The organism is Microbacterium sp. GXS0129, assembly GCF_044769785.1.
GTDB classification, from domain to species: Bacteria; Actinomycetota; Actinomycetes; order Actinomycetales; family Microbacteriaceae; genus Microbacterium; species Microbacterium nymphoidis.
Window position 1 is genome coordinate 103,242 of the sequence record NZ_JBIZVZ010000001.1, and the last position, 14,715, is coordinate 117,956.

Below are 14,715 nucleotides of genomic sequence, written 5' to 3' on the forward strand. Positions count from 1 at the left end.
CCATCGTATCCGCGAGCGACAGTCACTCCTGCGACGCCACGGACGGCAAAGCCGCCTTTATATGGCAAGCATGGTGTTGTGTGCCAGACGCGGCTCGCCCCGGCTGCGATTGTCCACAGAAAATGACCCCACTATTGGGGTCATTTTGGGAGTGGTGATCGGACGGGATTTTCGGCCGACCTAGTGTCAGTTGATTGGGGGAATGGTGGCTGCACCCGAAGCAGTCACGACCTTTTCAGGGAGAGAAGAATGGGGTCATCCGTGAAGAACCGAAACCCACGGTTGCGGACGAAGATCGGCGGCGCCCTCGCGGCTGCGGGGCTCGTCGCACTCGGCATCGTCGCGCCGCAGATCGCCAGCGCAGCGCCCGCACTCCAGGCGGGAGACAGCGTCTGGGTCGGGGGGAGCATCGGCTATAACGGCGCTGTGGCGCACGCGGTGTATCCGCAACGGCCCGCCGACGCGCCGGACGCCGAGAGCGGCCCGCAGTCGTACTGGGAGGCAGCGGACTTCTGGGCCTACTGCGTCGAACACAACATCTCGGCGAATCCGGGGGCCACCGGTGTGCTCGACGACTTCGACGGCGCTCTCGCCGACAGCCTGTTCACCGGGCCCAATGCACAACTGGTGCAGGCCAAGGTCATGTGGGTGCTCACCCACTCGCTCCCGGTGATCTCGCTGGACGACTTCCACACCGCATCCGGACTCACGAACGTCACGACCGACGATCTGGTGATGGCCACGCAGTACGCCATCTGGCGCTACACCGACCTCGGTTTCGACGCGGAGTGGCGTGCCTGGGTGGATGACCCGGCCACGTACGGCAACGCGCGAGACGCATACTGGTATCTCGTCAACGGCGCCAACGCCGACACGGCGACGGCCCCGGTCGTTCCGGCGCCGATCACGGTGTCCGTCGACGCTCCTCCCGCGGGTCAGGAAGCGGCCACGCTGGTGGGCCCGTTCACGGTGCACACCAACCAGGCGACGGTGAGTGTGACGACGGAGTCCGGTCTGTCCATCGTCGACGCCGCGGGCAACGCCATCGACGTGTCGGCCGTCGTCGACGGGCAGCAGCTGTACCTGGATGCCACGGGTGTCGTCGACGCCGGCTCTGCGACGATCACCGCGACCGCGGAAGGCTCCAGCGCCACCGGCTATGTCCTCAACGTCCCGTTGGACAACGGTTCGATGACGCCGGACGCGCACGCTCAGACCATGATCCTCGCCGCCAAGTCCACGGCCAACACCACCGCCTCCGCCGACACCACCTGGGTCGCGGTGCCGCAGCCCACGATCGGTACGACGCTGGTCGACTCGGCTGACGGTGACAAGGTGCTGGGGTGGAATGGTGGCACCGTCGTGGACACCATCGCGTACGAGAATCTGACGCCCGGTGTGGAGTACACGGTGACGGGTGAGCTGATGCTGAAGTCGGATGGCTCGGCTACCGGCATCACGGGTACGACGACGTTCACGCCGGCCGAGGCGAACGGGACGACGACGGTGACGTTCGCTGTTCCGGCTGGTTTCGGTGGTGAGGTGCTGGTGGCATATGAGGAGCTGTTCGAGTCCGCCGATCTGACCACGCCGGTGGCGGTGCACCAGGACATCAACGACGCGGCCCAGACCGTGACGGTGCAGACGCCGCCGACAGTGGAGGAGCCCGCTATCGGGACGTCGCTGGTGGATTCGGCTGACGCGGATCATGTGCTTCCCGCTGAGGGCGGCACGCTGATCGACACGGTGGCGTACCAGAACCTGACGGTGGGTACCGAGTACACCATCACGGGTGAGCTGATGCTTCAGGGCGACGGCACCGCCACCGGGGTCACCGGTACGGTGACGTTCACTCCGGTGGCCGCGGACGGTTCGGTCGAGGTGACGTTCGAGGTTCCCGCCGGGTTCGCCGGCGAGGCGCTGGTGGCGTACGAGGAGCTGTTCGAGTCCACGGACCTCACCACTCCGGTGGCGGTCCACCAGGACATCAACGACGCGGCCCAGACCGTGACCGTGGAGCAGACCACGACGCCGACTCCCACTCCGACCCCGACGACGACGCCGAGCGCCACGCCGAGTGCCACGCCGACGACGACGCCGAGCGCCACGCCGTCCCCGACGACGACGCCGAGTGCCACGCCGTCCCCAACGTCGACGGCGAGCTCTCCGGTCGTCCCGGGCAAGCCGGGCAAGCAGAGCGGTCCGACGGGGCTGCCGACGACGGGTATGGATCTCAGCCCGGCGCCGTTCGTCGGCGCGATGGCGCTGCTCGGCCTGGGAACGTTCATTCTGATCGCTCGTCGCCGGGCGACTAGCCGACGCTGATGTGCTGACATGATCGACGGGCGTGACCTCCGGACGGAGGCCACGCCCGTCGTCGTCTGCCGGGGATGTCAGTGGACCGACTGCACCAGGGTGGCGTTGCGCTGACGGATGAGGCGCCGCAGGTACGGCACCAGTACGAGGCGTTCGGCGAGGATCCCGAAGACCGGAGATGCGAGTGTGATCGTGTCGGTCATCCGGGAGCCGTCTGCGGTGTCCTCGAACAGGTGCTCGTGGACGAAGGAGCGGAACGGGCCCGCCACCTGCTGATCCACGAAGCGGCGCGGCTCGTCCAGCGCGGTGATCTGCGAGGTCATCCGGAACCAGATCCCGAAGTGGCGGGCGCGCCAGGTGACGCTCTCGCCGAGCCCGATGCTGCCCGAGCGCACGCCGTCGATCGCGGTCTCCCCGGTATCACGCATCGACTCGACATGCAGATCGATGTCGAGTGATGCCGCGAACATCGTGCGCGCGGGCACCGGACACTCCGTGACAAGCGTGAACGCCGAGACCATGTCTCCATTGTCGCCGGGTCCGGGATGCCCGGCCGCCGCCACCCGTGGGACTTATTTTCCGGCGTTGACGAAGGTGGGCGCCGCCGATGGAATGGAAACGGCCCCGATATTTTCCGAAGGAACGAAACTCGGAGGGCCTTTTCTCGCAGCCACTAGTGGGGCGCCACATTGTCGTGCGCCCAGACGGAAGGATGGTCACGACCATGGAGGTCACTGCTTCCCCCGGAGCCACGGATTCCCCGGGTACCTCGCCCGCGGGCTCACCGCAGAAACGGGGAGTCACCCGGCGGACGGTGCTGATGTCGGCCGGAGCGATCGGAATCGCCGGCGCCGCCTTCGGGCTGGGCGCATTCGCCGGTCGATCCCCGGCGTCCGCCGGAAGCACGCTCACCCCCGAGGAAGCCGCGCTGGCGGCTCCCGGCGGTGCACACAAGCTCAACGTGCTGTTCATCGGTGCCCATCCCGACGATGAGGCGGGCAACCTCGGCGTGTTCGGGCAATGGAACGAGTTCCACGGCATGCAGATCGGCGTCATCACGGTGACCCGGGGCGAGGGCGGCGGAAACGCCGTCGGGCTGGAGGAAGGTCCGCCGCTGGGCCTGATGCGCGAGGCCGAGGAGCGCAAGGCTGTGGGCTTCGCCGGGGTCGAGCGCGTGTTCAATCTCGACGGACTCGACTTCTACTACACCGCCAGTGCACCGCTCTCGCGTGACGTCTGGGGTGGTGACGCCGTGCTCGCCCGCATCGTCCGCGTGGTACGGGCGACGCGACCGGATGTCATCGTCACGATGAATCCGTCCGCCGTGGAAGGAAACCACGGCAACCACCAGCAGGCCGCGATGTTCGCGGTAGAGGCCTATCTCGCGGCCGGGGACGAGAAGCGCTTCCCGGAGCACCTCGAGGAGGGGTTCGGAGTGTGGCAGCCGCGCCGCATCCTTCGCGCCGGCGCCAGTGGAAAGGGAGCGAACGGACCGGACGGCGTCGCCGGCGGGTACGAACCCCAGGTGGCATCGGACGTTGTGTTCGGCTGCTGGAACGGCACCCGCAGCGAGCGTCATGCTCGCCCGTGGTCGGAGATGCTCGACAACGCCAAGTGGGCCTACGTGACGCAGGGATGGGCAGAGATGTCCGCCAGCCCCACCGACCCGGCGGAGATCCCGACCTCCTGGTTCACGGTGATCCACTCCCGATCGCCGATCATGGACCCCACCTCCGGTGGCGATGCTGCTCTCCGGGGCGCCGCCCTGCCCATCGAAGGCGGGCTCCCGCTCGGCACGCTGATCGACGTGCGCCCGAAGCGGTTCGAAGCGGTGGCGGGTGAGCCGCTGGAAGTCGAGGTCATCGTGACCGCCTCGCCCCAGGTGGGACTGGACGCGGGCGAACTCAGCCTGGACGCACCCGCGGGGTGGAGCACGTCGAAGCCGGCTTCGGTGCCGGCGTTGAAGCCGGGGGAGGCTCACACTGCCGTCTTCACCGTCACCGCCGGTGACGATGAGCCCGGCACCCAGGTGCGCGTCGAGGCGACACTGACCGCGGGGTCCGCATCGGGGATGTCCTTCGCGCAGCTTCGCGCGGCGGGCGCGGTGGAGGCGACGATCGAGCCCCTGGAGGAGATCCAGAGCTTCCGTGAGTGGACGGCCGGACTCGGCATGAAGCATCTCGACGTCCTGGTTCCCGAGCTGTTCGCGGTGGGGCAGGGGCGGACGCGCGAACTCGCCGTGACGGTGGAGAACCTCTCCGGCACCGCTCAATCCGGTGCCGTGAGCATCACGCTTCCTGCCGGGTTTTCCGCACAGCCCGCTGAGCAGAAGTTCGCCGACCTGGCTGCAGGCAAGACCGAGTCGGTCATCTTCGAGGTCCGCAACGACGACACCTCGATCCCCACGGCGAACCGTGCCGAGAACAAGGGTGAGTGGCCGGTCATGGTGGCCGCGACCAGCGGTGCCGGAGTGGCGGAACGCGCGGTCACGATGAACCTCGTGCCCACGTACGCGGTCACCCGGACCAGCAGTCCGCCCGTCATCGATGGTGTGCGGCGTGACGGCGAGTACCCCGGTGAGCCCATCGCGATCGACACCATCTGGGACGGCAAGCCGATGGGCGGCACGACGCCGTCCATCAGCGCGCAGACCTGGATCACCCACGACGACGCCAACTTCTACCTCTTCATCGCGGTGAAGGACGACGTGCGCGGCACGATTCTCCCGGCGACCGACAACAAGCGGCAGCGGCGCACGGACTCGGTGGAGATCTACTTCGATCCGCGTGGCACGGCGCCGAACACCGCTCACACGTTCATCGGCGGCATCATGCCGTCCATGGACTCCTTCACCGGCGCCCCGGGCGTCGGCCGGGACCGGGACAACTGGCAGGGGGAGGCGAAGGTCACCGCCCCGGGGATGGAGGTCGCCGTGGTGGAGGCGAGTGACGCCGCCTCGTACACCGGCTACGACATGGAGGTGAAGATCCCGTTCGCCGTGCTGCCCGACAACCTCGACCCGCAGCACGTGGGATTCAACATCATCGTCAATGACTCGGATACCCAGAACAAGGCAGCCCAGAACCGCGTCGGCTGGTCCACGTTCCCGGGCATGCGTGCCGACCCGTGGCGGTGGGGGATCATCACCCTCGACGGCATCGAGGATGCCGGGGCCCAGCCGAAGGAGCCGACCCTGCCCGACACCGCTGCCCGTTCGGTGGAATCGCCGCAGTCGATCCTGCAGTCCGCGATCGACGGTGTCCCCCTGGGCGGGTTCCCCACGGGCCCTGACCCACTGCGCGTGGTGTCGTCGTCGGTGGCGCTCGGCATCGTCACAGCCGAGGTCGACGTTCCGGTGGCGGGCACGGCACGCCTGTTCCTCTGGGACGGAACCCAGGCCGTCGGCGAGGCGAAGACCGATGTGACCGCCGGCCGGGCGACGCTCTCGTTCAAGGCGCGCACGGCTGCCACCGGCACCGCGGACAGCCTCACCGGCACGGCCGCATCGCCGGTGATCCTCATCTCGCTCGATGCGAAGGACGCGGTGTACGCGACGCGCGCCCCGCTCGGCGGTGCCTCCGTGTGACGGCGACTCCGTGTGACGGCGACTCCGTGTGACGGCGACTCCGTGTGAGGGCGCCGACGGGGTCCGTGGATCGACGATCCGCGGACCCCGTCGTTCGTCACCGCCGCGGGAACCGCCATGCGATCACGACGGCTCCCACGAGAACGATTCCGGCGCACCACGCGATGGCCCAGAGGGGTTGCAGGCCCGGATCGGTGCCGAGAAGCAGCGCGCGTATGGAATCGACGATCGGAGTGACCGGCTGCGCCGCCGCCACCGGCGCGAGCCACGACGGCAGCGAGCCGATCGGCACGAACGCGTTCGACAGATACGGCAGGAACAGCACGGCGAAGCCGTATCCGTTGGCCGCTTCCGGGCTGGAGGCGAGCAGACCGATCGCGGCGAACACCACGGTGACCGCAATGATCCACGCCAGCACGATACCGGCGACACCGAGCCATTCCGCCGGACCGGCGATGGGGCGGAAGCCCAGGAGGAACCCCACGCCCAGCACGATGACGGTGGCCACCAGGTTCCGAAGGACACTCGCGACCACGTGGCCCGCGAGGCACATGGCCGCGACCGTCGGCAGGGTGCGCAAGCGCAGCATCGCGCCGCCTGTGACGTCGCGGTTGACCGATACCGCCACGGACGCGGCGCCGTAGCCGGAGCAGAGCACGATGATGCCCGGGATGACGAAGTCCAGGTAGCCGCCGCTCGGATCGATAGCCCCGCCGAACACGTAGGTGAACATCAGCATCAGCAGCACGGGAAGCGCGATGGCAAGCACCAGCCCTTCGCCGTCGCGCAGACTATGGCGCAGGCTCCGACCGACGAATACTGCGCTCGCGGTCAGCGGGCCGCTGCCCGGGTGAGCGGAGCGAGCGCCCTCCGCGACGATCGCGCTCATGCGGCCACCGCCTCGGCTCGCTGCGCAGTGAGCGCGAGGAACGCGTCGTCGAGAGTGGGCCGGCGAACATCAACGCGCAGCGTCCGCTCCTCGGCCGACAGTCCGGCCAGCGCCGCCGCCAGACCGCCGGCGGTCGCCCTCGCAGGAAGCGTGCGCACCGTCTGTCCGGCCTCGTCGACGAGGGCCACGGTCTCCTCGCCCATGCGCGAGAGGATCTCGGGAACCGTGCCGTCCGCGACGATCCCACCGTTCGCGATGATCGCGACGCGGTCAGCCAGTTCCTCTGCCTCGTCCAGCATCTGCGTGGTCATCAGCACCGTGCAGCCCTCCGCGGAGAGGGAGGCGACGTCTTCCCAGATCTGTGCCCGGCTGGCGGGATCGAGACCGGTCGTGGGCTCGTCCAGAAAGAGCACGGCAGGGGTTCGCATGAGTGAGGCCGCGAGGTCCACACGCCGACGCATACCTCCGGAGAAGTCCGCGACGCGTCGGTCGGCGGAGGCCGACAGGCCGAATCGATCGAGCATCCCCGCGGCGCGCTCCTGCGCGTGGCTGCGTCCGAGCCCGAGCAGGCGACCGATCATTCCGAGGTTCTCGCGCGCGGTGAGCTGATCGTCCACGGAGGCGTACTGACCGGTCGCGCCGATCATCCGTCGCACCTGAGCCGGCTCGCGGACGACATCGTGGCCGCAGACGCGGGCTGTGCCGGAATCGGGGCGCAGCAGAGTGGTCAGGATCGAGACGAGCGTCGTCTTCCCGGCGCCGTTCGGGCCGAGCAGGGCGAAGATGCCGCCCTCGATCTCGAGGTTCAGACCGTCGAGCACGGTGCGCTCGCCGAAGCTCTGGCGGAGCTGGCGGACGTCGATGATCGCCGACATGGGTTCCTCCTTCTGTGTTCGTGATAAACAGTATGCATAATAAACAGTAAGATGGAGGGAGCGTCAAGTCCGGCGTCGAATACCGTGGGGAGTGGAGGTGGAGATGGCTGATTCGGAGATCTCGCGGACCCTTGCGCTCGCGTGGGGGCTGGCGGCCGCGCCGCAACGCGGTCCCAAGCGGGAACTCTCGCTGGAGCGGATCGTGGAGGCTGCAGTGGCGATCGCCGATGCCGAAGGACTGGCCGCGGTCACCATGCAGCGCGTGGCGCAGACCTTCGAGTTCACAACGATGGCCCTCTACCGCTACGTCGCCACCAAGGACGAGCTGTACCGCCTCATGCTCGACGCCGCGATCATGCCGCGGGAAGCCGCGCTGGAATCGGGCGACTGGCGGGAGGGGTTGCGGACCTTCCTCTTCGAATTGCTGGACGCGTATCGCGCTCACCCCTGGATGCTGGAGACGCCGCTGTCGCCGGAGATCCACCTCATGCCGGGTCAGCTCCAGGTGGCCGATCGGGGGTTGCGTGCCATGCGCAGTCTGCCGGCAGCCGACGATGCCAAGCTCGCGGTGCTGATGGTGTTCTCGGCGTTCGCGCGCGGGCACGCGGCCGTGGAACGCGAGGTGCTGCACGGCGAACCGGTGTCCGCCGACACCCGGGCCCTCCTCGTCGAGGCGGTCACGGCCGCACGGTTCCCGGACGCGGTTGCGCTCGTGCGCAACGGAACGTACTTCGGCGACCCGGAGCCCGGGCATCCGGAAAGCGCGATCGCGGAGTTCCGGCACTTTGCAGCGGGCGCACTTCTGGCCGGCCTCGAAGCGTTCTTCAGCGGCGCAGCGACAGCGTCGCCGGCACAGCCGCCGGTGTCCCTGAGCGCACAGGAGGCGTTCGAGGTCGCGGAGGCGGAGCTGCACGCCGCCACGCTGCTGCGCAAAGCTGCACAGCAGCGTGTCCGAGCGGCCGAACATGCAGAGAACGCGGCCCGGAAGGCTCGCGATCGAGCGAAGGAGCTCGCCAAGGCCGACCAGAAGCGCGCTCGTACCGACGGCTGAGCCTCGTCCCGGCTCGACGTCGCGGGAACGGACGAAACGGGCGCGATTCCATCGTGGAATCGCGCCCGTTGCTCATGCGTGGCTGGTGAGCCGACCGTCCTTCATGTGCAGCAGGGTGTGCAGGTGCGGCGTCAGGCTGAGGTCGTGCGTGACCAGCAGGGTGGCGATCGAACTGCCCGTGGTCAGCTCGACGAGCAGCTCCATGATCTGCTGACTGCGCTCGCTGTCCAGGGCGCTGGTGGGTTCGTCGACGATGAGCACGCTCGGATCGTTCGTCAGCGCTCGTGCGATGTTGACGCGCTGCCGCTGACCTCCGGAGAGCTGATGCGGGCGCTTGTGGCGGTGATCGCTCAACCCCACGCGGTCCAGGAGTTCATCGGCGCGCGCCGTCACCGCCGCTTTCGCCCGGCGGCTGCCGCCGAGCTCGTTCATCACGGTGAGCTGCTCACGAGCGGTGAGGGAGGGAAGCAGATTGGACTGCTGGAAGATCAGCCCGATCCGCTCTCGACGCAGCTGCGCGGCACCGGCGAGGTCGAGGCCCGCGGTGTCGACGTCGTCGATGACCACCCTTCCGCTGTCGGGGCGGATGAGGGTGGCGGCGACGGCCAGCAGACTCGACTTCCCGGACCCGGACGGGCCGGTGAGCCCCGCGATGGTGCCGGGGCGGACGGTGATGCTGACGTCGTCGACGGCGCGGATGCGCGTGGCGCCATCGGGGAAGGTGAGGGTGACGGAATCGAGGGTGATCATCGGTTGCTCCCGAGTGCGGTGAGGGGATCGGCGGTGGTGACGGCGCGCAGCGAGAACATCGCTCCCGCGAGTCCCACGACGACCATGAGCGCCGCGGGCAACAGGGTGGTCAGCGGGCTGAGGATGAACGGCATGCGCCCCTGCAGCGCGAGACCGGCGGCGGTGACGATGGCGAGCCCCAGTCCGGTGCCGATGAGCAGCACCACCAGCGCCTGACCGAGGGCGTCGAGGCGGACCGCCCGGTTCGTGGCACCCAGCGCCTTCAGGATCGCCACGTCCCCTCGCCGCTGCATCGACCAGACGGTGAAGAAGGCGCCGATCACCAGGGCGGAGATGCCGAACAGCAGCCCCACGATCAGCAGCAGCGAGCCGATCTCGGAGCGGAACGCCGGCAGATTCATCAGGGTGGACAGCGGCGTGGCAGTGACGGTTCCGGTGTCGGCGTCGAGTGTGGCCGCATCTGGTGCACCGGTCACGAGCAGCGCCGTTGCGTGCGCATCGGGAACCCCCATGCGTGCGCTCACCGACTGCCAGTCGGTGAGCGTGGTGTGGATCACCGGTGTGTGGCTGTACCAATCGTCGCCCGTCACGCGCTCGACCGTGTACTCCTCGCCGACGAGGGTGATCGAATCGCCCGCGCTGACCTGCAGCGCCGCTGCGGCACCCTGCGAGAGCACGACGTCGCCGTCGGACGACGGCTCCGTCTCGCCCGCGACACCGCCGAACAGCGTCACCCCCTCGCGATGGTCGGCGCTCTGCGCGCGCACCTGGCTGATCCCGATCGGGGTGACCGAGACGACGCCGGCCGCAGCTGTCCAGGCGTCCGTCTGCTCCGGGGTGATCGTGGAGTCCGACAGCGTGGGAGTGGCGTCCGCGGCAGAGGGCGCCAGAACGATCCGATCAGCCGGCAGCGCCAGCACTCCCGACACGTTCTGCCAGGCGAGCCCTCCCGTGAGTCCGGACAGGAAGCCGACGAGCACGCTGACGAGCACGACGACCACGGTGATGAGGGCGAAGCGTCCTCGGGCGAAGCGCAGATCGCGCCAGGCGACGAACATGTGGGGTCCTTCCGGTCGTTTCCCCCACTCTCGTCGCGATCCTCGTGCCCGGCATCGGCTGACGGTCGGATCCTCACCGGCTGATGGGGCGAGGGGATTCTCGATCTTTTGGGGGATGCACCGGGCTGAGCCGAGGTCTAGCGTGAGGGGGTGATGCCCGACGCCCACCCGCCCGTGAACCGGATCGTCGTCGGCATGCGCATCGGCCTGCAGTTCGTCTTTCTCGCGCTGCTCGTCTTCGCGGTCGTGATGACGGTCGTCTCCGCGGCACCCAGCGCCGGGCCCGTGATCGGGATGGGCGCGGTGGTGGCCGCCACTTACCTGGCGGCCATGTTCGCACACGGCCTCGCCGCGGTACGGCGGCATCGCTCCTGGCGCTGGATATGGGTGCTGGCACTCACCGTCGAGTGGGCCGTGCTGGTGTGGCTCACACCGCACGCCGCCTACCTCGTGTTCCCGATCTTCTTCCTGCAGCTCGAAATCCTGCGCCCGCCCCGTGGAGCGCTCGCGGTCTGGCTGAGCGCGGCGTGGGCTGTGGTGGCGCTCGGGCTCGCCGCCGGCTGGTCTCTGGGCGGCGTCATCGGTCCGCTGATCGGCGCAGCGGTGGCGGTGCTGCTGGGCAAGGCGTACAGCGCGCTGCGCGAAGAAGCCGCCGAGCACGAGCGTCTGTATACGGAGCTTTCCGGCACCCAGCAGCGGCTGGCGGCTGCGGAGCGTGATGCCGGTGTGGCGCAGGAACGCGCGCGAGTGGCGCGGGACCTTCATGACACCGTGGCGCAGAATCTCTCCAGCATCGTGATGCTGCTGACGGCTGCAGAGCGCGAAGGCGAGGCGACGGGCACCGTTCGGCTGGCGCGGCAGACAGCCAGCGAGACCCTGGCGGAGACGCGCGCGCTAATCGGTGCGCTCACCCCGCCGCTGCTCGACGAGCACACCCTGGGCGGTGCCCTGCGGCGGCTGGCCGCGAACACCTGGCGAGCACCGGGGCTGGAGGTGGAGGTCCGGGTGGCGGATTCCCTCGAACTGTCGATGACCCTGCAGACGGCGCTGCTGCGTATCGCTCAGGGAGCGATGGCGAACGTGCTGCTGCACGCTCACGCGTCGCTGGCCTGGATCGAGATCACGCGCGACGAACACAGCATCCGGATGGTCGTCGGAGACGACGGCGTGGGAATGGACCCCGACACGATCGACACCGACGCTGCGGCGCAGCGGGGAGGATTCGGCATCCGGGCCACGCGTGAACGCGTCAGCCAGCTCGGAGGTCAGGTGCGCATCGACAGCGCGCCCGGCGCGGGAACGGTGATCATCGTGGAGGTGCCGGAATGAGCGTTCGCGTCCTCATCGTCGACGATCACGCGATCGTGCGGGCGGGGCTGCGAGCCCTGCTCGCCGCGGACGACGGCATCGAGGTGGTGGCGGACATCGAGGTCGCGGAGCAGGCCGCCGACTTCGCCGCCGAGCACGCCGTGGACGTGGTGCTCATGGACCTGCAGTTCCACGGACGCAGTGCGGGTGTGGACGCGACCCGGGCCGTGCGCGCGCTGCCTCATCCACCCGCGGTGCTGGTGCTGACCAACTACGACACGGACTCCGACATCCTCGCGGCCATCGAAGCGGGGGCGAACGGCTATCTGCTGAAAGACGCGCCCCTGGACGACCTGCTTGCGGCGATCCACGCCGCAGCACAGGGCGAGAGCGCACTGGCGCCGGCGATCGCCTCCCGGCTGATCGAGCGGATGCGCACCCCTCAGCGGACGCTGACCGCTCGCGAGCTGGCGGTGCTCGAACTCGCGGGTGCCGGTCTCAGCAATCGCGAACTCGCCCAGCGGCTGCACGTGACGGAGTCGACGGTGAAGACGCACCTCGCGAACATCTACACCAAGCTCGGCGTGGCCTCGCGTACGGCCGCGATCGCGGCGGCACGGGGCAGCGGGATGATCCGATAGCGCCCTCTCACCCCATGAGCTAGCGTGCACAGCATGACGACGGAGTTGACGAACCGAAGGGCGCTGGTCACGGGCGGGGCGAGCGGGATCGGACTGGCATGCGCGCGAGCGCTCGCACGTGCGGGAGCCCACGTGATCGTCGCCGATCGGGACGAGGCCGGCGCGCGTGGAGCCGCCGCAGAAGTCGGCGGGGAAGCGCTGGTCATCGATCTGTCCGACCTGGACGCCGTGGCGAACCTGAGCGTCGATGTCGACGTCCTGGTCAACAACGCCGGCGTGCAGACCATCGCCCCGGTGGAGGAGTTCGACCCGCTGGTGTTCCGCCGCATGATCGACCTGATGGTCACGGCGCCGTTCCTGCTCACCCGCTCCGCGCTGCCGCAGATGTACGCGCGCGGCTGGGGACGTGTCGTGAACATCAGCTCTGTGCACGGCGTGCGCGCGAGCCCGTACAAGGTGGCGTACGTCACCGCCAAGCACGCGCTGGAGGGCATGTCCAAGGTCGTGGCGCTCGAGGGCGGTGCGCACGGCGTCACCAGCAACTGTGTCAATCCCGGCTATGTGCGCACCCCACTCGTGGAGAAGCAGATCGCCGACCAGGCGCGCGTGCACGGGATCGCGCCGAACGAGGTGGTCGAGCGGATCATGCTCACCGAATCCGCGATCAAGCGGCTGCTGGAGCCGGAGGAGGTGGCAGCACAGGTGCTGTGGCTGTGCAGCGAAAGCGCGGGCATGGTGACGGGGACCTCGCACCTCATGGACGGTGGTTGGAGCGCGCGGTGAACCTCGCCGACCGGCGACTCAGGCCCGTTCGGTGGGAGGGGCCTCGGGGAGCCGGGCGTCCGGGTTCCCGCGCCGCGTGATCCACCAGCCGGTGAGAAGGCCGATGCTCAGCAGTACCCCGCTCCCACCCAGCCACATCCACAGACTGGTCTCCACGCCGACGAGCGACGTGTGCCAATCGCGGCAGTACGAGCGGGATGTGTCTTGCGCGTCGACGCAGATTCCGGCCTGAAACAGCGGTGCGAAGAGCACGAAGGCGACCAGCAAGGCACCGATCCCGGTCCACAGCAGGGCATTCCGACGCGCCGACATGCCTCCTTCTTACACCCCCGGCTCGTCACGGGGGAGGCCTGCGCACGGAAGACGGCGGCGCGCAGACTCCTCCGAGGGGACACCGCATAGGCTCGCGGGGTGTCGCAGCCTCAGCCTCGTCCGCAGCCCACCGGGCGCGCCCCGATCAGGGCCGGCCTGGTCGCGGCCCTCATGGTACTGCTCCTGGTCGTCATAGCCGGAGTCGCCGTGCCGGGGCTGGCCGGGACGCTGTCGGCCGTGACGCTGCCGTGGCTCTGGCTGCCCGCGGCGCTGGTGGTGGTCGGGGGATTCTGCTGGTGGCGCCGCCGTTGGATCGCTCTGATCCCGGCGGTGGTGTGGATCATCGCGACAGCCTCGTCACTGACCTGGTTCCCGGTCGGGGCCGCCGAAGGCGATGGGGTCATCGTCGCCGCCAGCCAGAACGTCGAGGCCGGTTCGGGGACGGCGGCGCAGTCGGCGGCAGCGCTCGTCGACCGCAGCGCCGACGTGATCGCTCTGACGGAGCTGGACGCGCAGTCCCGTGACGATGCGATCGAGGCGCTCGCGCAATCGCATCCGTACCGGTATGTGGTGGGAACGGTCGGCCTGTGGAGCACGTCTCCGATCATCGATGCCGAGGCGCTGGATCTGGGCCTCGGGTGGCGTCGCGCACTTCGGGCGGAGATCGAGAGCCCCGCCGGGCCGATCAGCGTCTACGTGGTCCATGCCGCCTCATTCCGGCCGGGGGCGCAGGGCGAACGCGACGCCATGCTGAGTGCACTCGGAGACCTGATCGCCCAGGACGACCATGACCGGATCCTCGCTCTCGGCGACTTCAATGCCGCCGGTGCGGACCCGGTGCTGGCGAGCATCCGCTCCCGCCTGACGGAGCCGCGTCAGTCATCGTTCGGGTTCGGCTTCACCTGGCCCGCGTCCCTCCCCTCCACACGCATCGATCACATCTTCCAGCGAGGTTTCGACGCAGGAGGTGCCGAGACGCTCCGCGCCGGCGCCAGTGATCATCTCGCCATCCTCGTCGGCCTCCGTCCGCGTTCGTAGCCTCGCTCTGGCGAGGGACCGTGCCGACGCCCCGCGCCTGTGCGCCGCCGGTCCTGCTTCGCTCGGCGGCTCGTCCTGACATCGCGACTGCGGCATGCATCTCGGACG

At 69.0% G+C, this 14,715-nt stretch carries 13 protein-coding genes; 7 read left to right on the forward strand and 6 right to left on the reverse strand.

What is annotated here, in order from left to right; all coding sequences use genetic code 11:
* Window positions 1–261 precede the first annotated feature (261 nt).
* Complete coding sequence (locus ACIQJ5_RS00490) at window positions 262–2,325, forward strand: VaFE repeat-containing surface-anchored protein (protein WP_402839723.1); 2,064 nt, start codon at window positions 262–264, stop codon at window positions 2,323–2,325.
* Between the two features lie 68 nt (window positions 2,326–2,393).
* On the opposite strand, the gene ACIQJ5_RS00495 is transcribed toward ACIQJ5_RS00490, so the two are convergent.
* Entirely contained in the window at window positions 2,394–2,837 is a 444-nt protein-coding gene (locus ACIQJ5_RS00495; RefSeq protein ID WP_402839725.1) for a cyclase, read from the reverse strand.
* Between the two features lie 191 nt (window positions 2,838–3,028).
* Here ACIQJ5_RS00495 and ACIQJ5_RS00500 point away from each other — a divergent pair, with 191 nt between their 5' ends.
* Window positions 3,029–5,902 (forward strand): PIG-L family deacetylase, encoded by a 2,874-nt coding sequence (locus tag ACIQJ5_RS00500; protein WP_402839728.1) that lies wholly within the window; start codon window positions 3,029–3,031, stop codon window positions 5,900–5,902.
* 97 nt (window positions 5,903–5,999) lie between these two features.
* On the opposite strand, the gene ACIQJ5_RS00505 is transcribed toward ACIQJ5_RS00500, so the two are convergent.
* Window positions 6,000–6,791 carry an ABC transporter permease gene (locus ACIQJ5_RS00505; RefSeq protein ID WP_231090970.1) on the reverse strand — a complete coding sequence of 264 codons (792 nt, stop codon included), beginning with the start codon at window positions 6,789–6,791 and terminating at the stop codon, window positions 6,000–6,002.
* Window positions 6,788–7,666, reverse strand: coding sequence for an ABC transporter ATP-binding protein (locus ACIQJ5_RS00510; protein ID WP_402839732.1), 879 nt, complete (start codon window positions 7,664–7,666; stop codon window positions 6,788–6,790). Before ACIQJ5_RS00510 ends, ACIQJ5_RS00505 begins: the two co-directional genes overlap by 4 nt.
* 103 nt (window positions 7,667–7,769) lie before the next feature.
* Between ACIQJ5_RS00510 and ACIQJ5_RS00515 the strand changes: the two genes are divergently transcribed.
* On the forward strand, window positions 7,770–8,717 hold the full coding sequence (locus tag ACIQJ5_RS00515; protein ID WP_231090968.1) for a TetR/AcrR family transcriptional regulator: 948 nt from the start codon (window positions 7,770–7,772) through the stop codon (window positions 8,715–8,717).
* Window positions 8,718–8,789: 72 nt separating this feature from the next.
* Here ACIQJ5_RS00515 and ACIQJ5_RS00520 read toward each other — a convergent pair whose 3' ends face one another.
* Window positions 8,790–9,467, reverse strand: coding sequence for an ABC transporter ATP-binding protein (locus ACIQJ5_RS00520; RefSeq protein WP_231090967.1), 678 nt, complete (start codon window positions 9,465–9,467; stop codon window positions 8,790–8,792).
* Entirely contained in the window at window positions 9,464–10,525 is a 1,062-nt protein-coding gene (locus tag ACIQJ5_RS00525) for an ABC transporter permease (protein WP_402839737.1), read from the reverse strand. Before ACIQJ5_RS00525 ends, ACIQJ5_RS00520 begins: the two co-directional genes overlap by 4 nt.
* A 153-nt stretch (window positions 10,526–10,678) precedes the next feature.
* On the opposite strand from ACIQJ5_RS00525, the gene ACIQJ5_RS00530 reads away from it, so the two are divergent.
* The 3 genes from ACIQJ5_RS00530 to ACIQJ5_RS00540 are packed head-to-tail and all read left to right on the forward strand — an operon-like array spanning window position 10,679 to window position 13,257.
* A complete protein-coding gene (locus ACIQJ5_RS00530) occupies window positions 10,679–11,854 on the forward strand; it encodes a sensor histidine kinase (protein ID WP_402839740.1) in 1,176 nt (391 codons plus the stop codon).
* A complete protein-coding gene (locus tag ACIQJ5_RS00535) occupies window positions 11,851–12,474 on the forward strand; it encodes a response regulator (RefSeq protein WP_402839742.1) in 624 nt (207 codons plus the stop codon). Before ACIQJ5_RS00530 ends, ACIQJ5_RS00535 begins: the two co-directional genes overlap by 4 nt.
* 33 nt (window positions 12,475–12,507) lie before the next feature.
* Window positions 12,508–13,257 carry a 3-hydroxybutyrate dehydrogenase gene (locus ACIQJ5_RS00540; protein ID WP_402839744.1) on the forward strand — a complete coding sequence of 250 codons (750 nt, stop codon included), beginning with the start codon at window positions 12,508–12,510 and terminating at the stop codon, window positions 13,255–13,257.
* An 18-nt stretch (window positions 13,258–13,275) separates the two neighbouring features.
* Here ACIQJ5_RS00540 and ACIQJ5_RS00545 read toward each other — a convergent pair whose 3' ends face one another.
* Window positions 13,276–13,569, reverse strand: coding sequence for a hypothetical protein (locus tag ACIQJ5_RS00545; protein WP_231090963.1), 294 nt, complete (start codon window positions 13,567–13,569; stop codon window positions 13,276–13,278).
* A 99-nt stretch (window positions 13,570–13,668) separates the two neighbouring features.
* On the opposite strand from ACIQJ5_RS00545, the gene ACIQJ5_RS00550 reads away from it, so the two are divergent.
* The gene (locus ACIQJ5_RS00550; protein WP_402839747.1) at window positions 13,669–14,607 is read left to right on the forward strand and encodes an endonuclease/exonuclease/phosphatase family protein; all 939 of its coding nucleotides are present in this window, start codon (window positions 13,669–13,671) and stop codon (window positions 14,605–14,607) included.
* Window positions 14,608–14,715 lie beyond the last annotated feature (108 nt).

Bases quoted from the DNA above. Each gene is read 5' to 3' on its own strand.
- ACIQJ5_RS00495 (WP_402839725.1), bottom strand. From the start codon at position 2,837: ATGGTCTCGGCGTTCACGCTTGTCACGGAGTGTCCGGTGCCCGCGCGC.
- ACIQJ5_RS00500 (WP_402839728.1), top strand. From the start codon at position 3,029: ATGGTCACGACCATGGAGGTCACTGCTTCCCCCGGAGCCACGGATTCC.
- ACIQJ5_RS00505 (WP_231090970.1), bottom strand. From the start codon at position 6,791: ATGAGCGCGATCGTCGCGGAGGGCGCTCGCTCCGCTCACCCGGGCAGC.
- ACIQJ5_RS00510 (WP_402839732.1), bottom strand. From the start codon at position 7,666: ATGTCGGCGATCATCGACGTCCGCCAGCTCCGCCAGAGCTTCGGCGAG.
- ACIQJ5_RS00515 (WP_231090968.1), top strand. From the start codon at position 7,770: ATGGCTGATTCGGAGATCTCGCGGACCCTTGCGCTCGCGTGGGGGCTG.
- ACIQJ5_RS00520 (WP_231090967.1), bottom strand. From the start codon at position 9,467: ATGATCACCCTCGATTCCGTCACCCTCACCTTCCCCGATGGCGCCACG.
- ACIQJ5_RS00525 (WP_402839737.1), bottom strand. From the start codon at position 10,525: ATGTTCGTCGCCTGGCGCGATCTGCGCTTCGCCCGAGGACGCTTCGCC.
- ACIQJ5_RS00530 (WP_402839740.1), top strand. From the start codon at position 10,679: ATGCCCGACGCCCACCCGCCCGTGAACCGGATCGTCGTCGGCATGCGC.
- ACIQJ5_RS00535 (WP_402839742.1), top strand. From the start codon at position 11,851: ATGAGCGTTCGCGTCCTCATCGTCGACGATCACGCGATCGTGCGGGCG.
- ACIQJ5_RS00540 (WP_402839744.1), top strand. From the start codon at position 12,508: ATGACGACGGAGTTGACGAACCGAAGGGCGCTGGTCACGGGCGGGGCG.
- ACIQJ5_RS00545 (WP_231090963.1), bottom strand. From the start codon at position 13,569: ATGTCGGCGCGTCGGAATGCCCTGCTGTGGACCGGGATCGGTGCCTTG.